At 42.1% G+C, this 19389-nt stretch carries 12 protein-coding genes; 4 read left to right on the top strand and 8 right to left on the bottom strand.

Going from position 1 to position 19389, the window contains the following annotated elements; translation table 11 throughout:
- Positions 1–87: 87 nt before the first annotated feature.
- The 6 genes from HY960_12530 to HY960_12505 all read right to left on the bottom strand — a co-directional run bounded on the left by HY960_12530 (position 88) and on the right by HY960_12505 (position 10750).
- Complete coding sequence (locus HY960_12530) at positions 88–1194, bottom strand: glycosyl hydrolase family 17 (protein ID MBI5216569.1); 1107 nt, start codon at positions 1192–1194, stop codon at positions 88–90.
- A 59-nt stretch (positions 1195–1253) separates the two neighbouring features.
- Positions 1254–2738, bottom strand: coding sequence for an MFS transporter (locus tag HY960_12525; protein ID MBI5216568.1), 1485 nt, complete (start codon positions 2736–2738; stop codon positions 1254–1256).
- Between the two features lie 84 nt (positions 2739–2822).
- The gene (locus tag HY960_12520) at positions 2823–3671 is read right to left on the bottom strand and encodes a glycoside hydrolase family 16 protein (GenBank protein ID MBI5216567.1); all 849 of its coding nucleotides are present in this window, start codon (positions 3669–3671) and stop codon (positions 2823–2825) included.
- Positions 3672–3691: 20 nt separating this feature from the next.
- Positions 3692–4963 (bottom strand): ROK family transcriptional regulator, encoded by a 1272-nt coding sequence (locus HY960_12515; GenBank protein ID MBI5216566.1) that lies wholly within the window; start codon positions 4961–4963, stop codon positions 3692–3694.
- Between the two features lie 33 nt (positions 4964–4996).
- The gene (locus HY960_12510; GenBank protein MBI5216565.1) at positions 4997–7489 is read right to left on the bottom strand and encodes a hypothetical protein; all 2493 of its coding nucleotides are present in this window, start codon (positions 7487–7489) and stop codon (positions 4997–4999) included.
- Between the two features lie 81 nt (positions 7490–7570).
- The gene (locus HY960_12505) at positions 7571–10750 is read right to left on the bottom strand and encodes a glycosidase (GenBank protein ID MBI5216564.1); all 3180 of its coding nucleotides are present in this window, start codon (positions 10748–10750) and stop codon (positions 7571–7573) included.
- A gap of 598 nt (positions 10751–11348) precedes the next feature.
- Between HY960_12505 and HY960_12500 the strand changes: the two genes are divergently transcribed.
- The 4 genes from HY960_12500 (at position 11349) to creD (ending at position 15400) form a co-directional block, all read left to right on the top strand.
- Entirely contained in the window at positions 11349–11906 is a 558-nt protein-coding gene (locus HY960_12500; GenBank protein ID MBI5216563.1) for an RNA polymerase sigma factor, read from the top strand.
- On the top strand, positions 11903–12709 hold the full coding sequence (locus HY960_12495) for a zf-HC2 domain-containing protein (protein ID MBI5216562.1): 807 nt from the start codon (positions 11903–11905) through the stop codon (positions 12707–12709). Before HY960_12500 ends, HY960_12495 begins: the two co-directional genes overlap by 4 nt.
- An 18-nt stretch (positions 12710–12727) precedes the next feature.
- The gene (locus tag HY960_12490; protein ID MBI5216561.1) at positions 12728–13897 is read left to right on the top strand and encodes a tetratricopeptide repeat protein; all 1170 of its coding nucleotides are present in this window, start codon (positions 12728–12730) and stop codon (positions 13895–13897) included.
- Between the two features lie 183 nt (positions 13898–14080).
- A complete protein-coding gene (gene creD, locus HY960_12485; GenBank protein ID MBI5216560.1) occupies positions 14081–15400 on the top strand; it encodes a cell envelope integrity protein CreD in 1320 nt (439 codons plus the stop codon).
- 218 nt (positions 15401–15618) lie between these two features.
- Here creD and HY960_12480 read toward each other — a convergent pair whose 3' ends face one another.
- Both HY960_12480 and HY960_12475 read right to left on the bottom strand, forming a co-directional pair.
- Positions 15619–17454 carry a tetratricopeptide repeat protein gene (locus HY960_12480; protein ID MBI5216559.1) on the bottom strand — a complete coding sequence of 612 codons (1836 nt, stop codon included), beginning with the start codon at positions 17452–17454 and terminating at the stop codon, positions 15619–15621.
- 39 nt (positions 17455–17493) lie between these two features.
- Positions 17494–19320 carry a tetratricopeptide repeat protein gene (locus HY960_12475; GenBank protein MBI5216558.1) on the bottom strand — a complete coding sequence of 609 codons (1827 nt, stop codon included), beginning with the start codon at positions 19318–19320 and terminating at the stop codon, positions 17494–17496.
- Positions 19321–19389 lie beyond the last annotated feature (69 nt).

The following is a 19389-nucleotide window of genomic DNA, read 5'->3' as shown; positions in this document are numbered from 1 at the left end:
TTGTGTGATTTGTTATGGTTAATTAATTTATTTAAGTATAGATAATCGATTGTTTCTATTTTCGTTCTGTGCCAACAATAGATAAACTCATTTTGTTTTACGATGTTGTAAATAGGTTATAAATGATTTTTTAGGAGTACGATTCTCATTAAAAACGCCCCAATGTTTTTCTACATCATCGGGACCAGATTTTTCACCGCCACCCTTCCATGATTCATCAAATGCCTCAAATATGAATGTGGGGATTTTATTTTTCTCTATCCATCCATGAATATTGATGAGGAATTGCTCTTGAGCCTCTACGCTTACCTCACCCTTTATCAATGTCCCCTGTTCATCTCTTCCTCTTTTTGTAGAATCATACATTGTCGCCCAGCCGGTTTCTCCAAGAACAATTTGTTTTCCGGGATGCATTTCCTGAATGAAGCGAAATGTTTCATCTAACCAGGATATTCCGTTGCTGAGTGTCTTCCCGTTCCAAAGTGGATGAAGATGTGTAACAAGAAAATCAATTTCACTCGCGACCAACTTACTCTCTTCTTTGTTCCAAAAATTATAATCGTCGGCAGTTGTTACCGGAACATCTGTATATTTTCGTATAGCTCGTATATACCTTATAAGTACATCCGAATTCATTTTGTGCCCCGACCACGCGACCTGTGTCTCATTCCCAACACTTACACCAACAATATGCTTCTCGTATTGACGAACCAATGAAATGCACTGCAATAGTTGTTCTATGTTTGCATTTTTCATACTTGAATTGCCGGTCTCGTTTTCAATCCAAACTCCAAGCAAAACCTTTATAGAAAAGTTTTTTTCGTTAATCACTTCTAAAAGATATTCGGTATTAACATCCGCACTATAAACTCTTATGAGATTCCAATGCTTTGCCATGATAGACACATCTTCCCTTATCTCATCTTTGGTAGGATTATTCCCTCCGGGCGACTGACCTTTTCGGTAACAGCCATAGGCGATTGCATTTCCAATCCACTGTTTACCTATGTATGGATTGAATTTCCTGGTTTCATTAACAGAAATTTTATTAAAGACTACTTCTGATTCGAGTTCTTGTTTTATCTGTGAAATCATTGGTTCTCCTTTACGCCCCTTTAGTACAACACTGTTTTGGGCGTTTAATAATTCAAGGAAGCAATACACCAACAATATGGATAGGATGAGATTTTTCACCGTAGCATTCTTCGTCCATTTATGAAGACAACTGAGATTATTAGTTCATGTCTCATCATTTAGGATTCCTTTTTTTCCGGTTGAGAAGTAGTGCCTCTTCTCCTTTCTAATTCCATACGAACCTCGTGTGCTCTTTCTGCGGTAATGGGATAAGAAACTACAGCCCATATTGCTAACACTGACGCCAGCAATGGTATTCCGGCATCGAATAATCGCATGAGAAATATTGTCTGTGCGGTTTGGTTTCCACCAAGAGCAAGGTCAAAGCCCGTTGCATTGAGGAGGAAACCTCCTCCGGCAAGTGCTGCCGCCATACCAAGTTTAACAACCCACCAGAAAATTGAACTATACATCCCTTCACGTCGTTCACGAGTTTGTAATTCATCCACATCAACAACATCAGCAACCATTGAAGGAATGAGAGTGAATAATCCGCCTAAGCCAAATGCTATTAAGGGTGCCGGAAGAACACTGAGGAGAGGAATGTTGGGATCGTAACATATCCACTTCAGCCCATAACCAAGAATCGAAATCAACGTCGAAACAAAAAATGCTTTCCTTTTTCCAATCTTTGTTCCAAGCCAAGTTACAAATGCAATAACAATGAATGTTCCTGCGGCACCGACAGTCCCGGCAATGCCTGCGTATTTTGCCCCCAAGGTTTGATCCCCTTGTGCCACATAATAAATAATTACATAAGATTGAAATGATGAAACAAGAATGAAACCATTAAAAACTAAGAACGTGGCAAGGCAGAGTTTTTGAAATGGACCGGATTTCAATGTTACTCCAAAACCTTTAAAGAATCGTTTACTATTTTGCAATAAGGCGCTGCCTTCTACTTGCTTTGTTACTCCCTTTTGATTTGTTTCTTCCTGTTCGGCAACTTCTTTGAATCGTTCTTTTAAGAATATTGCCGGTAAAATACCGAACCCGATCGTAACAATGCCAATGATAATTGATAAACCTGCTGCCCCGGAAACTTGGTCGAGAAAAAAATCTTTGTTTGTCATGATCCACAAAAACCAAGGAGAAATGATATAGGCAATTTGACCGAGAAAGTTTTGTACTCCCATAAGTCGCGTGCGCTCATTGTAATCAGGAGTGAGTTCGTATCCGAGGGCAACCCAGGGTGCGGCATATACAGTATAAGCGATATAAAAAAGGATGGAACCAATGAGGAAGTAAACAAAATAAAATGTTTCCGTCTGTCCCTTAGGTAATTGCCACAACAAAGCAAAAATAATTCCTGAACCGATTGCCCCTGTAAAAATATATGGTCTTCTTCGTCCCCACTTCGATCGGGTATGGTCAGAAATAAATCCCATGACAGGATCGATAAACGCATCGACGAGGCGTGGCAACGCCCCTAGGATTCCAACAATAGCAGGATTCATTCCCAATCCAAGGTTGAGAACAATCATCATCCCTCCAATCGCAGCTGCCAGTAGATTATTAACAAACGCTCCTGAACCATAAGCAACTTTTTTGGAAAATGAAATCCTATCTTCCGGTGCCGTTTCGTAATTGTTAAAATAATTCATAGACAGTCCTCCTTTTCATACTTGCTCTTTGAACGCAAACTCTCTTGAAGAGAAAACAGAGAGAGAAAATGCTCTTTAAAAAAATCATTCAACCTCCTTGTAAACCCGCACCCAATCAATAAGCATCGTTTGCGGAAACGGCGTTGTAGCATTTGGTGAGCCTACATAATCACCGCCTACTGCAAGATTAAGAATAATATAAAACGGATGGTCGAACACCCATGTCCCGGTAATGTTTGCGGGAGTTATCACCTGATAAAGTGTATCATCGACAAAATATTTCAAATAATCTTTTCCCCATGCTACTGCAAAAGTATGGAAACGATTATCGAACCTGTCATTAATTAAATAATAGGGTTTCGTGATTGCATTTCTGCCAGAGTAGTTAGGTCCGTGAGCGCTACCGTTTATACCATTGGGAATTTGACCTCGATATTCCATAATATCTATCTCGCCGCACTTGGGCCAAGTCACAGAATCATCGTTTGCGCCAAGCATCCAAAAGGCGGGCCAGAGACCCTGCCCTACCGGTAATTTGATACGTGCTTCAACTCTTCCGTATGTGAATTCAGCCAACCCCTTAGTTGTGATTCTGGCAGAAGTATAACTTTGTCCCTTGTAATATTCTTTGCGCGCAGTGATTGCAAGATTCCCTACTCCATCTTGAGAAATATTTTCCGGACGATTAGTATCATATTCAAGTTGATTATTTCCCCAGCCCGACCCTATTTCATGGCTCCAACGAGTAGAATCAATCTGCGTTCCTGCGACACCGTTAAATTCGTCTTGCCAAACAAGGCTTAAGCTCGGTTGTTCAGGTTCGGTTGTATGATTACATCCTGCAAGAGCAAGAAAAATTACAACATAACAACCATGAATGCCGGATAGCAAAGTTAACTGCTTCGATAATTTAATGAAGTCGTTCCAAGTCATAATAATATCCTTCAGGTTATTCATTTCGATTTAGATGTAGATCGTTTTACCCGTTTACGGGCTGACCGTTGAAATAAGTTTGGTTCGCTTAATGCTTCATCAAGGGCGAGTGTTGCCGCTCCTATAGCAACGGCTTGAGGACCGATTTTGCTTGTCCCTATTTCTACATTAGAACCGGGATTCAATAACGTACTCCGTTTCACTTTATCACGAATCTGTTCAGTAAGTAATGTTCCTAAGCGCGCCATCCCTCCGCCAAGAATTACCATCGCGGGATTCATAGTATTAACTAAACTTGCTATTGCTATTCCCATGTAAGTTGATAGTTCACTTACCACTTGAAGGGCAAGAGGGTCGTTGGATAATGCAGCGTTCTCAATATCCGTCATGGTTAATGAATTTCCAGCGAGCAAACTTTTCGGGTACTTGTTCCGTAACTCTCTTGCTCGAGCAACCAGCGCCTCTGCACCAACAAACGTGGTCAGACAACCTTTTAGCCCGCAAACACATTGTTTACCATTTATATCAATTGGGATGTGACCGATTTCGCCTGCTAAACCTGACGAGCCCCGATATATATTTCCTCCAAAAATATATCCGGCGCCTATTCCATACCCCATTTTAATAAAGATACGGTCATCCACTCCCCGCCCGGCTCCCCACCAATATTCTGCAAGCGCCGCAAGGTTGGCATCGTTATCTACGTGAGCAGGCACGTTATACTTTTGTTGGAGACGTTCTAATCCTGTTCTCCCCTGCCATGCAGGAATAACAACTTCAGAAAGCCAATTCGGACGAATCGGGTCGATTGGACTTGGCAAAGCAACGCCTATTCGAAATAATCGTTTCACTCCCTTATCTTGAGTTGCAATACACTTGTCGCAGAGTTCAAACACCAACTCACGAGTTCCTTCCGGGTCTGTACGAACGGGATGATTTTTTTCTTTCCAAACAAGCACTTTGCCCCGCATATTGGTAATAACAACAGAAACGTGGGTTGCTCCAATATCTACTCCAATGATATATCGTGCATTGTCTTGGAATTCAAGAACAATAGGGGGCCTTCCACCGCGCGATTTCCCTATGCCAACTTCGGCTACCAACCCCGTTTTGAGGAGCGGTACTAAAATTTCAGAGACAGTAGAACGAGATAAACCGAGTCGTCTTGCGACATCAGCGCGGGAAATTTGACGCTCGCTCCAAATTAGCCGCAACACCGATTCAGCTAATGGACGATTACGAGTTACGTTACCGTTATGCTTCTCAGTTGTATTTTGTTCGTCTTGATTCATAGAATAATTTTTTGTCTTTAATATTCTGAAGTATTATTTATGGAAATAGACATTATCAAACCATACGGTTTTTACATCTCCTGCGCCTGAAACAATCAGTTGAGCGAGATGTGCTCTTTGTGTTAGTCCTGTGAATCTCGACAACTGAATATCAAGACTTACCCAACCACCGGTAACTAATGGTGGTGTTGAGGTTGAATTAAATGTCAGTTCAAACGCTGTATCATCGCTTCCGCCATACACTCCATTGCCACCAAAGTCAACTAATTTTATTTTTATGGCTGAAGGAGAGACAACAGAATTCGGAGTCCATACATCAATGTGGAAGTAATTCATCGTAGAGGCATCAATCATATTTGCACCGGTGAATTCAACACCTGCAAAATTGAGGTTTGTATATACCTTCACATTATCACTACCTATAGTTTTGTTTGTAACAATAGCGGTACTGTATTGCCAGGACGCCGCCCATATATCTCCATTAACCGGATGATTGGTATACGCGTCACTAAAAAGCGAAATCACATCGGCTTCATCTCTAACCGGAGGAATCGGAGCGCCCGTTGCAGGAATTACTTTGTAGAAATAGATATTGTCAACCCAAATCGTTTTCAATGCGCCGGTTGCCGAAAGAATTAATTGCGACAGATTTGCTTTCGTAGTAAGTCCTGTAAAACTAGCTAATGGAATATCGAGAGATACCCAGGAGGCGGTTCTAAGAGGGCTGGGTGAGGAAGCAGAGGTAAAAGTAAGTTCGGATTGTACATCATCGCCACCACCATACACACCATTTACCCCGAAATCTACCAATTTAACTTTAAACGTTGCACCCAAAATCGAGTTTGGTGTCCAGATATCAACGTGGAAATTTTCCATTGATGAAGCATTAATCTGATTCGCGCCTGTAAATTCTATACCAGCATAATCAAGATTAGTGTAAAGCATAACATCGTTTCCTGCAACCGACCTGTATGTTTCATCAGCCATATCCCATTGGGCAGACCAGGTATCGACAGCATTGTTATTGTAATTATCACTGAATAATGATATTACATTAACACTCGGGACGGTTGGTAGAGGAGCCGCGGTTGTTGGCGCTGTTTGTCCGGGAGTGACCGTTCCCTGATAAAGATACACATTATCCACCCAAACGGTTTTCAACCCACCCGATATAATTAATTGTGCGAGGTGGCTTCGTGTGGTAAGTGCAGCAAAATCTGAAAGGGGAATATCAAGACTAATCCACGAACCTGTTCGTAAAGCATTCGGTTGTGTTGTTGAAGTAAAAGTACATTCAGATTGAACGTCATCACCTCCTCCATATTTACCATTGTTCCCAAAGTCAACCAATTTAACTTTGAACGAAGCAGATGAAGTCGGATACTGAGTCCAGATATCCAAGTGAAAATGAGTCATCATTGAGGCATCAATGGTGTTCTTCGAAAAAATGATTCCTGCAAAATCAAGGTTAGTATATACTTTTACATTGTTATCGTTAATCGTTCTGTTTTCAACTTTTGCATGATTCGTCCACTCTGCCGACCACGTATCCACCGGGATGTTGCTGTATGTATCGCTGAAAATTGAAATCACTTTATCCGATGCATGTAGAGGAGTAGTAGCCGGAGTCGTTGGACTTAGTGCAGCTTTAACGTTGTTGACGGCTACTTGACCAGTGGCATTAACCGAACCAAGTTTTGCTGTAATAATTGCACTGCCGGGTCCCACCGCTTTAATAACCCCATCGGTACTGACTGAGGCAACAGTATCAGCAGATGAAAAATATTTTAAATAACTCGGTGATGCTTGTACCGTTTGATCTCTACCATTGAGATTAAACTTCACATCAATCGATTTATCAATTACAAAGGTATCCCCTTCAATTGCATTGTTAAATGATGATGTTGTTATAGATGTACGCGGATCAGTAATAGTACCAATGTTCTCATATTTAATTTCATCAAGCCAGAAATTGTAACCTACACCATTCAAATTAGCGGCAGAAAAGAAAAACAGACCTTTTTCTTTTGAGAGTTTTTCAGGAGAAGGAATTGGAAAGACATACTTTGTCCACACCTGATGCAACGCGACATCCGATACTTGTGCAGTATATTTAGAAGTTCCTGTATTGTCATTTCCAATACCGAAATTAAATTTTGTTTCTACTGTAGCTCTTGCCCAAAAGGTAAGCACATTATACCCGCGAAGGTCGCGTCCAGAAGTAGAAACAAAGGCGCCACCTGCATAAGGATAAGTGCTATACATATATCCATCGTTCGGTACGGATATTTTAAGCGATGTTGTACCGCTGTATGTTTCCGTTTCATCCATTTGTAAGGCATCTAACTTTGAATCACCGAACGATTGATATTGTATTGCAGGACCGAACTGATCGGTGAACACTTCGGCATCTTTAGGATAGGTAGCCGACTCTAACATACTGGTATCTCTTTCACAACCTGAAATAGCGAACACCAACACTATCATTGCAACTGCGAACAAACAAAATAGATTTCCCTTGGTCATGACTTCACTCCAAATTTGTAACTGTTTATTTCTTTTGTTGTTTGGCATCTCATTCTTTCAAAAAGACAACCCATTGTTTCCTCACATTCCGACATTCAAGTGAATGTAGGTACGAATTTCCCATTCATTCCCGATTGGTTGTCCGGGTGTTTCGGTATTTGGCACAAGGTTTCCTGTAGCGTCTAATATTTTAATAAAATCGTATCGTGCCGAGTATCTATCAAGTGAACGCCATGTACCGATAATGCCAATTCGGGTTTGCGGAATATCGAACCATTCCGGTGTACCGAAAACAGTTGAGATATCAGCACTGAATTGTAGCGGATAGGTAAGATTGAAATCGCGATGATAATCGTAAGGACCCCAATCATTGACCTTTGCTGATGCGATGAATTTCATTGAATTATAAACACATCGTACATTGCCCCCATAACGATGAATCAAACGAACATCACTTCCGTTTGGCTCAACCGTTCCAAAGTATGTGTTTGCAATTATACCAACACCCGATTGCATTTTGGAAATAAAACGAGAGTTAACTTCCCATACATCTCTTGCCGGTGTCGCACCGGGAAACGCAAACAGTGTTCTTCCATCTTTCAAAATGCCAATCGAGGCATCTTGTGTCGTGGGTTGATGACGAACGACAATGCCTGTACTAAATGCAAACGAGGCGTCTTCGCGTAGGTCGTTATCCCACATATAAAGCCAGGTTGCAGGAGTCGGGTCATAATTGATAAGTAATTCGCCTGCTACTGTTTCTCTATTCCCTCGTACTGCAAACGGGTCAGCAAGGATATTTCTTGGACGACCGGGCGCAGGAATATCGTTAGGTATTGGCGCTTCAATTGGTTTTTGCCACAAAAAGTTTGGAGCGATCTGCCAATTACCAAAAAGAACCGCTAACCCTGTAAGGAAACTTCGTTGATTTCCCATTCCACAATCTTTGAGTCGCCATCCCGTGTATGTAAGAGTTGAAGTTGGTCCTCCATCGGCGACGAGACCCATCACCGAACCTTGAGCATACCAATTCCAGCGGCCACTTGAGAATGTTAGTTTAACCTTTCCTCCAAATGCATCTGATGATTTAATATGGTCTTGGTAAATTGTATAGTTACCCGATGTCCCAGTCGCAATCTGGAATTGTTGTCCTACTTTTGTACTTCCCGACCAGATTCCACCTACCTCGATTCCCAATTCACCTTTTTTATAGGCAAGATGGAGTGTACCTTTTCGGGTTGGTGCCAACGGTACCGCGAACGAACTGACTGCTGTACTCTGCTTATCAATATCTTCCTGATACATACCAGTTGCTTGAATTGGTCCGAACGACCGTTGATATTTCACAAGTACAGTAGGATTTGCACCCCACCAGAGTTGAGGACCAAAAGCAACCTTTAATCCGTCAAAAAGTTTCTTTCCGGTAACTTCAAATCCTAAGGGGGCATCTGCATTGTAAAGATTGATATTATCACCGTAATTTGCTTCAGGATATAAGCCAAAGAAATCGCCTTCATATCCCCAATGATAATGTCCTGTTCTGTAGAAGCCATCCAGCATAAGCCAACGACTGTCCCATAAAATACTGGCATTAAATATCTTCACCCGTTCAAGATCGTTCATTTGTGATGTCCCAGATCCGGTAACCACCGTTCTGGGAAGTCCCCGATTTTCATAAAAGATTTCATCGATGGGATTTTCAGGTACATGACCAAGGATATTGACTGAAACTTTACCCGTAATATTTTCGGATGGACGTGCTTCTACCTCGGCATAGAATGATTCCAAATGGTCAAAACCCAAAAAAGCAGGAGTTGATGTCCCTCCCGGTATCCTGTCGGCGGGAGTTGTAATCCGTTCACCACCCGTGTTATACGTTTCAAACTCCATCCTTAATCCGCTTATTCTTACTTTTTTTATCTCCTCGGTTTGAAGCGATGCGCGATCACCCCGAGCAGTTAAGACATCCTCAACCAAGTTTATACTGTTAAAATGATTTCTTATTCTAATTGTATCAGTTGCCGTATTATAGATATCAAGCCTGTACGCCCTTTTCAATGCGTAGAACGAAGCGCGTGGATACAATTGATAATACCCATTACCGTCGGAAGGTCCTTTTGCACATATACCAAACCATTCCTCATTCATATTGTTCTCCCCTTCCGAATAATCCTCTTTATATCCGCCATTGGACCAGGAAGCATTCACATCATGAACATCGAGATTAATTTCCTGACGATATTTCCACCAACCATCACTGAACTGGAATGTAAAACCACCGATTGCATTTCCTATTTTTCCCTTACCGCTCGATTGTTCGAATATCTCCTGCCAATTACCAAGGAGGTAACGCGCTTGTGAGATTTGGTCTTCGCACATATCTTTTTCATTGAAAGCATCTGCACCAAACTCTGTGAACATGATGGGAATATTTAATTTTTCTTTCACCGTTTGAAATGCGTCACGGAATGAAATCCCCCTGTACATATTTGTCCCGAAGATATCGAGACCCTGAATTTCTTTGGCAATAATATCGATGAATAACAAATCACCATTGGCTATCGCTACTGGGTGCTTGGTATCTTTTTGTTTAATTGTTTTAATAGCATCATTAAATAGCGAATACATCTGACGAGCTCTCATTGATTCTAATGTTTCACCCACAGGAATATCCTCGGTCGCCGCACCACCCCAAAAGAGTCCATAATTGTTTTCATTACCAAGTAACCACATAAGTAAACCGGGAGTAGCTCTAAAATCATTAACCATTGAGTCCACTTCTCGTACAAGATACTCTCGTATTCGAGGATCAGAATAATCCGTGTTAGGCATATACATACCATCAATTGAAACACCGTAACGCCCGAATGTATGATTTAATACCGTATAAATTCCGTAGCGCTCATAAATATATTTAATCCAACGAGGAGGTATGCCAACATATTGGCGGATAGCATTTACTCCCATATTTTTCAATAACGGCATTTCATTATCAAGTGCCGTTTGAATTACATTATCCGGCTGTGACCATAAACTGTATGTATAATTTTTTCCAATAGGATAATAATCCCAATTCATACCGATAATCATGAAATCTTTCCCGTTCACCTGAAGCGTAGTACCCGATGCATCTGACTTTACAGTTACCTGTGTTTCTTGTGCTTCAGTAAACACTGTTGCAGAAATAACAAGTACGATATAAATCAAGAATATCAACACAGTACGAAAATATTGACCGTTTGTCTTGAAAGGAGAAATCATGTGATGCTCTGTAAAAATTAAATATTCAGAAATAACCTCAACTTAGTCCGCAATAGTACTGTTGAGTATAAAATTGATTGAAGTGTTTCGATGGATGTTTTAACGTTTTGGGAGAGAACAAAGGATGATATGATTTGATGAGTAAAGGGCGGTTGATCTACACGGTGTAGTATTGCTTGATTTGTGCCCGGACATTTTGAAGATATGACGATTCGACAACTGCTTTCAACTCTGCCTGTGCTGTTAATATTTTTCTTGATAACAATCATGTCAATGGACAATATTCAAAATCAGGTTTTTAATATAACTAGGACTTTGTTCGGCATGCGAACAATGTACTTCTTTTTTTTTTATTTGTCAAGTAATTTATTTTTGTATTAACTCTTTAGGATTCATGTTTTCAGATATTGGGGAAACTGAACAAATGAAGGGAATATCCCACAACCTTTCTCCTTCCCCGCCGTACACAAAAACGTCAACAAAAGCGGTATAACAATTAACCAAGTGACTTTACGAGTCATTCTACGAATCGTAATTTGACTGTCAACCGTCACCCATTTACATTTGTCTAATCATAAACTTCGAAGGAATACCCGGATTGCCGTCGTCGGACGACAAGAAACTTATTGAAGAATCGAAGAATGGTAACCACAATGCGTATAAGCAGTTAGTTGAACGAAACATGAAACAGGCGTACAACCTTGCTTACCGGTTTGTCGGAAACCACGACGATGCAGAAGACGTTGCGCAGGACGCGTTTGTCCGTGCGTATCGTTCGCTGAACTATTTTCGCGGCGATGCGGAGTTTTCGACATGGCTCTATCGTATCGTCACCAATCTTTCGCTGAACAGAGTAAAGCAAATGCAACGCATCAACAAACATGAATTGCCGATGCTAGAAATAACAACATCAGGCATCGGACATGAACCGTCGTATGTTCATTCGTTGGATACATCGTCGCACATTGAGCGGGCATTGCATGAACTGCCAACACTTCAGCGCGCCGTCGTCATCCTTCGCCACATGAACGGGCTTTCCACCAAACAAGTGAGTTCCATTCTCCGTTGCACGGAAGGAACAGTGAAAACACATTTGCACAGGGCAATCAGAAAATTGCAATCAAAGTTAGAATTTTTGAAGACAGAACACGCATGATGAACCACGCAACAATAAAAAATCTCCTTTATGATTTTGTGATGAACGAACTTCCGGATGCTCAACGAAACCGGGTTGAAGTTCATCTCAAAGAATGTCAGGAATGTACAGGTGAAGTTGAAACGCTCACACTATTTGTCGAGCAGTTACGGAACGAAACAATTGATTGGAGCGAGCAACAAACTCCCGCATACTGGAATCATTTTGCCGATGCAGTCGCAGAGCAAATCAGACAAGAAGAAAAAGAACGACGGAGTTTTGCAGAACGATTCGGAGAGTGGCTTGATTCATTTATTTCATTCCGACCGAGAGACATTGCAATTACCGGAGCGGTCTGTGCATTGCTTGTAGTCTCGTTTGTCGTTGGTAGGGTATATTTTGTGAAAGAAAAAGAAGCACAACCACAACAACAACTTGCTCAACAAACTCCCGTTGTGGATTCTGAATATGTTCGTTTGCATGATTATTTCAGAAAATCAAAAGCATTGCTTGTCGGGTTGGCAAACACGAACGAAGGCGAAGTTGAGCAAGTTGATTTGGAGACCGAGAGAACGCTTTCCAATAATTTACTGGATGAATCCCGTTCGCTGAAACGGACAGCGCTCGACCCGCGCTCGGAGCGGCTCATCAATGACATGGAGAAAATATTTCTCAAGGTTGCCAACGGCGGCGACAATAATGATTTTCCCGAACTCGAACTGATTCGAAACGGAATCGAGCGGGAAAATCTTCTGTACAAAATCAGACGGGCGGAAGCGACCTATCGCACCGTTCCCGTTCAGTTTGCAAGTGATATCCGATAATCAAGAAAGGAAAAGAGAATGAAGTTACTTGTTGGTTTGTTTTTCGTTTGTAGTCTGGCTCAATCACAGGAAACAACAATCGTGATTGATGAACTGCCGGTGAATGTAGCGTTTGCACCGTTGGTGTTTCATGGAGAAACTGATGCAGTTACAGAATGTCTGACGTTGGAACAATCAGAGAAAAAAGATGACCCGGGTTACACATCATACAAAAAAGGATACGACTTTGTGCTGGATGAAGAATGGCAGAAAGCCATCAAACAATTTGCCGAGATGATGAAAGCGTTTCCGAAAAGCAATTACTACGACGATGCGATGTACTGGACTGCGTACTCGTACAAACACACCGACGAAGACAAAGCGCGTGAGTTGTACAAACAGTTCATGAAGAAATATCCCGACAGCAAATACTACGATGACGCCGTTGCGGATTTGGATGATATGGATGTCTCGTTTGTCTTCACAACATCGGACGACAGCAACGTTGCTGTGGTAAAGACGATTCCGGGAAAAGGTTTTACATACGGCGTAGGAACAACCTACAACATTGCGAAACAACACATGCGTTCTTCGGAACGAATGTTACAACGCCAACTCAACCGGTTGTACACGCCTCGACCTTCTGCAATAACAGTTACCGGTGCGCCCGCTCCGATTCATTCGTGGGAAAAATTAGACAAGGAAACTCAACTCCGTATGGATGCGTTGAACGCACTTGGTGAACGGAAAGAGGATGAGATGTCGTACAACGCGTTAAAAACAATCGCGACCGATGCAAAACAACATCACCAACTCCGTGTTGCAGCGATGGAACTATTACTCGATTTCAAAAAACACGACCCGCTCCCCGTTCTGCTCGAAGTTGCGAAGAAGGATACGAGTCAGGAAATTCAGAACAGGGCGATTGATTACATCGGCATGATATCGGGGAACAAAAATCGTTCGGTTGAAACGTTGAGCGAATTGTTTTCCGTTATTCCGAAATATCGCACCGAGCAATTGATGACGATTCTCAGTTCGGTAGCGGAAATCGGAAATGAGAAAGCGGTAGTGTTTCTTACCGATGTTGCACAAACGAACGAGAACTATGACTTGCGTCGCGATGCAGTTTATTATCTCGGAAGCATCGGAAGCGACAAGGCGCGGGAAGCGTTGTTCGAGATTATGACGGGGAAAAAGGAACGGTAATTTCTTCATCACTCTTTCTATCACGACTTCAAGCTTCATTTGCTATATTGGTACTACGTGTAACCGGATAGTGTTACTGCAGATATAAAAGAAGCGAACTCTCTCCTTTCTTTCGAACTGAACACTGTGGTAGTGCAATCAAGAAATAATCCATTTTGATGTACCAAATTCAGAAAGCAAGTTATGAACGAGAGCAGATTAAAAAACTCGGTTCTGCTACGAATGGTTCTTGTTGGCGTACTGACCTTAGTATTACTCCCTCCAACGGTAATGATAGAGTCGTTAATTATCGAACGACAAGAACGACGCGATGAAGCAATCAAAGACGTAAGTCAGGGCTGGGGAGGAAGTCAATTGTTGACAGGACCGATTCTAACAGTTCCATACATGAAAAAGAATTCCGGGAAGGATGGAGACATCCAATACTCAAAAGAGTACCTTCAAATTCTTCCGGAACATGTATCTATCAACTCATCCCTTGACCCGAACGTGAGATACCGTGGAATTTATGAAGTGATCCTCTACAATTCAACCGTGAATCTTTCCGGCGATTTTTCACTCCTCACTCTTCAAGAACAAAAAAAGCCAATCGAAAATTTGTTGTGGGATGAAGCGTCTGTCACGCTGGGAATTTCCGACCTCAAAGGAATAAAAGATTCCGCTTTACTGATGTGGGAACAAGTTCCATATTCTCCAAAAGCAGGCACTGATATTCCCTCCGCTATTCACTCCGGCGTGAGATATTTCCCTGCAATCACACCGGAAAAAGAACGATATTCGTTTTCTCTTCAGTTGAATCTCAACGGAGCGACGGATTTCCGTGTTGTTCCTGTTGGAAAAGAAACATCGGTGATGGTTTCATCACCATGGAGCAATCCAAGTTTTCTTGGAAGCTTTCTGCCGGAATCAAGAACAATTACATCGAACGGATTCGAGGCAACATGGAGAGTACTGGAATTAAACAGAAACATCCCGGATAACCTTACCGATGTGGACAATAACATCGAAGAAAATTCTTTTGGAGTTCGGTTACTCGTTCCTGTTGATGAATACCAGAAAACGATGCGGACGGTAAAATATGCAATCATGTTTATTGCGTTAACATTCCTCGCATACTTTCTGACAGAAGTACTTGGGAAGATACTTCTTCATCCAGTCCAATATGGATTGATAGGGTTCGCGTTGGTTCTTTTTTACGCGCTTCTTCTTTCACTGTCTGAACATGTTACCTTCAATGTTGCGTATTTAATTTCCAGCATCAGTATCATTGGGTTGATTACGGTGTACACAAAATGGATAACTCAGAGCGGGAGAATCATGATGATTATTCTTAGTGTCCTCGTGTTGCTGTACAGTTTTCTCTATGTTACATTACAACTTCAGGACTACGCCTTGTTGTTAGGAAGTTTGGGGCTCTTACTCATCCTCTCGTTCGTCATGTACCTGACGAGAAAAATTGATTGGTTTTCACTAAAGACAAGTGACCCGTCATCGGGTGCTTAACAAAAGTCAGCAGAGAAATGGGGCTGTCTCAAAAATCTAAATAAAGAGTAGCCGCAGACTTTATGTCTGCGTTTTTGATGTGGAAACGCAACCATGAAGGTTGCGCCTACAGTGAAATCTAACTTGTGAGACAGCCCCATCCTCTGCAATATGGCTGTTGTTTCGATTTCCATTTTTACACCGACTTCTCCGAATTGCGATGAAAGAGCCGGGCTCACTTACCTTCCACCAAGTTGACGTAAGGCAGTTCGAGCCGCCTGAAACCCCGGCGCAACCCGTAGCGCTTCTGAATAATGAAACTTCGCTTCTTCAACCTTTCCCGCTTTCGCAAGTACGTTACCGTAATTGAAATGGGCGTTGACATGGTTCGCATCAAGCCGTATCGCGGTTTCGAAGTGTTGAATCGCTTCCTCAGTCTTTTCCTGAAGAAAAAACAGACGACCGAGATTTGCATGAGCATCGGCAAACTCCGGGTCTAACTCAATTGCGCGAAGCCATTGTGTTTCCGCCTCATCGAGTTTACCTTGCTGTGCAAGTGTCACTCCGAAATTATTGTATGTTGGCGGATGAGAAGGCATTAGACGAATGCTTTCCCTGAAAAGAGGAATCGCTTCATCGAAATTACCCTTGCGTGAAAGCGCCGCTCCCAAATTATTGTGGGTCAGTGGATACGACGGGTTGATACGAAGCGCTTCACGGAAGTGCAGGATTGCCTCATCGGTTTTTCCTGAATCCGCAAAATCAAGACCGAGACAGTAATGTGCAAAATAGTTATCTGTTGTAACACTGAGCGTATGTTCAAGAATTGTCTTGCTGTTTTTCCAATATGATACCTGAGTCCGCGTCGCAAACATCATACTCAATGTTACGAACACAAACGTAACGAGAAGAATCGTACGATGATTCTTCCATTGATTCATCAACGATGGAACTCCCCACGCCAACATCACCGCAAGCCCGATTATTGGCACATACATATAACGGTCTGCCATGCCCTGCATTCCAACCTGCACGATACCGAGCATGGGAATTAATGTTCCAAGAAACCAAAGCCATCCGAAAGCAAGAAATGGACGTTGCGTTTTTTGTTTCCACACAACAATGGTAATGAGGGAAAGAAGTATCGTTGCACCAGCCAGCATACCCGGCGAAAAGTCACTCCCCGGATGCGGATAAAACACTGCAAGATTGGTCGGTACAAACGTTTTTCCAATGTATTGCGCATACGAAATGATGGCGTTGATAAGGCGTTCATGAAAAGGTAAGGCATCTCCCAGGTTCATCGCTTCGCCTTGTCGTTGGGCAATAAAGGTTATGATGCTTGATGCGATGGCAAGAATAATGAATGGTAATTTTTCCAGTAGACTCTGTTTCAATGGTATGATGGGTTGCTTTTTCTCACGACCAGTAGAAACATTGCTCAAAGAAATTCTATTCAGTGGCCAATAATCTAAAAGAAGGAGAACAAATGGAAGCGTTACCAACATCGGTTTTGCCATTAATCCCAGCATAAAGAATATCAGAGTGATGTAATAATATTTCTTCTGAGATGACTGATGATAGAAACTGTACGCACCCATCGTCAGCATCCAAAAGAATCCGGCGAGAACATCTTTCCGTTCGGAAATCCATGCGACAGATTCGACATGAAGCGGATGAAGAGCAAAGACAAACGCGACAAACGCGCTTTGCCAGCGAGAGCGGGTCATTCTTTCCAACACAAGAAACAAGAGAATGCTGCTGAGAAGATGGAGGAAAAGATTGGTTGCATGAAAATATCTTGCATCAAGACCAAACAACGATTTGTCAAGAGCAAGCGAAAGCCATGTCAGGGGATGCCAGTTCGCGTGTTTTGTCGTCGAGAACGACCAGACAACGGTCTGCCAAGAAATCCCCGATTTCACCTGTGCATTTTGTGTAACATAGCCGTTGTCATCAATGTTGGTGAATCCGGATTCTACTACTCCTGCGAACGCAATAACGGTTGCAACAGAAAGAAGAAGAATGATAACATATTGAGATTTGTGTTCTTGTTGTTGTTTTTTTGTTTGCATCGCTGACTTGTTCCGGATAATGATTCACACATGAATAAGTTACTTGTCTTCAAGTTTTCTTAAAGCAGTTCGCGCATCTTGAAAGCCGGGAGTAATTCGGAGAGCCTCAGAATAATGAAACTTTGCATCTTGTGTTTTCCCGGTTGTTGCAAGCAGATTTCCATAATTGTAATGCGCCTGAACATGGTTCGCATCAAGCCGCAATACAGTCTCAAATGCCTGAATTGCTTTCTCTGTTTTTCCTTGAATGGAATATAGACGAGCAAGGTTAGAGTGAGCATCGGCGTTTTCCGGGTCGATTTCTATTGCGCGATTCCAGTACGTGGCAGCTTTTTCTAACTGACCTTTCGCGGCAAACGCTACGCCCAAATTATTGTTTGTTGAAACGTTATCGGGCATATCACGGAGACAAAGAAGGAAGTAAGAAATGGCTTCATCAATATTTCCTTGTGAAAGAAGAATGGCACCGAGTTTCGATTTGGAATATGTATAGGTCGGCATGATTCGAACCGCTTCTCGTAAATGCCGGGCCGCTTCTGTATGTTTTCCCGAATCAGCTAACTCTGTGCCGAGACAATCATGGGCAATATAATTATTCGAAGTAACGGAAAGAGCATGGCTAAACAATGATGTTGTATCTTTCCATTTACTTGCATACAAACGGGTTCCTACTATCATACAAAGAACGACGATGGCAAATGAGGCAATAATAAACTGTCGGGAATTGCGCCACGTTTTCAAAAAAGAGGGAACGCCCCATGCTACCATGATTGCAAGCCCGATAATCGGTAAATACATGTATCTGTCCGCCAACCCCTGCATACCTATCTGAACAATGCCTATCACCGGAACTAATGTTCCGAGAAACCAGAGCCATCCGATGAGAAGATAGGGGCGTTGAACTTTTTGTTTCCAGGCAAAGTATGTTATCAGTGCAAGAACTACTATCGCAATACCAACTTCAATAGATGATAATGTCTTTCCCTGATGAGGGTAAAATATGGAAAGGTTTGTAGGATAAATTGCTTTTCCAACATATTGAGCATATGAAACGATGGCATTGACGATACGTTTTTGAAATGGCAACGTCTCCCCGAAGAGCATTGCTTTGCCTTGCTGTTGAACGAGGAATGTTACAATACTTGAAGCGGCAGAGAAAAGAAACAACGGAATTTTTTCTATCACGCTTTGTTGAAACAGTTGTCTGCTGTTGGGTTTCCGATGTGTCTTTGACGTTCCGATAGCGAACCGGTTGAGGGGCCAATAATCAAGAAGAAGAAGAACAAAGGGAAGAGTTACCAACATCGGTTTTGCCATCAATCCAAGAATGAAGAAAGCAAGCATCAGGAAATAATATTTCTTGTTTGATGATTGCCGAAAAACAATGTATGCCCCGATTGTGAGTATCCCGAAAAAACCGGAAAGAACATCTTTCCGTTCAGAAATCCAGGCAACAGACTCGACATGAAGCGGATGAAGCGCAAAGACAAAAGCGACAAATGCACTCTGCCATCGTGAGTGCGTCATCCGTTCAAAAATGAAAAACAGGAAAATACTACTCAGAAGGTGAAAGAGAAAATTCATCGCATGAAAGGATGTCGCATTGAGACCAAACAACGAGTAATCAAACGCAAGCGAGAGCCATGTCAGGGGATGCCAGTTTGCCTGGAGAGTTGTTGTAAATGCCCATTTGATTGTTTGCGGAGTAATGCCTTCCCGAACATGAATATTTTCTGTTACATAATCGGGGTCATCATAATTAATGAACCCTGAAGTAAAAACATCTGCAAAAGCAATAACGGTAAAAATTATCAGGAGAAGAATTATTACGTAGGGCGGTTTTTCTTCTTGCTTTGATTTCTGCATTGGGTTATTACGATTCACTTCGTTGAAATATTTTGCCAGAATATAATAATACAATCTCAGCGAAACGAA

Source organism: Ignavibacteriota bacterium (assembly GCA_016212665.1).
Taxonomy (GTDB): Bacteria; Bacteroidota; Ignavibacteria; order UBA10030; family SZUA-254; genus FW602-bin19.
The sequence above is the reverse complement of the archived record's forward strand: the minus strand, read 5'-3'. Positions and strand labels throughout refer to the sequence as shown.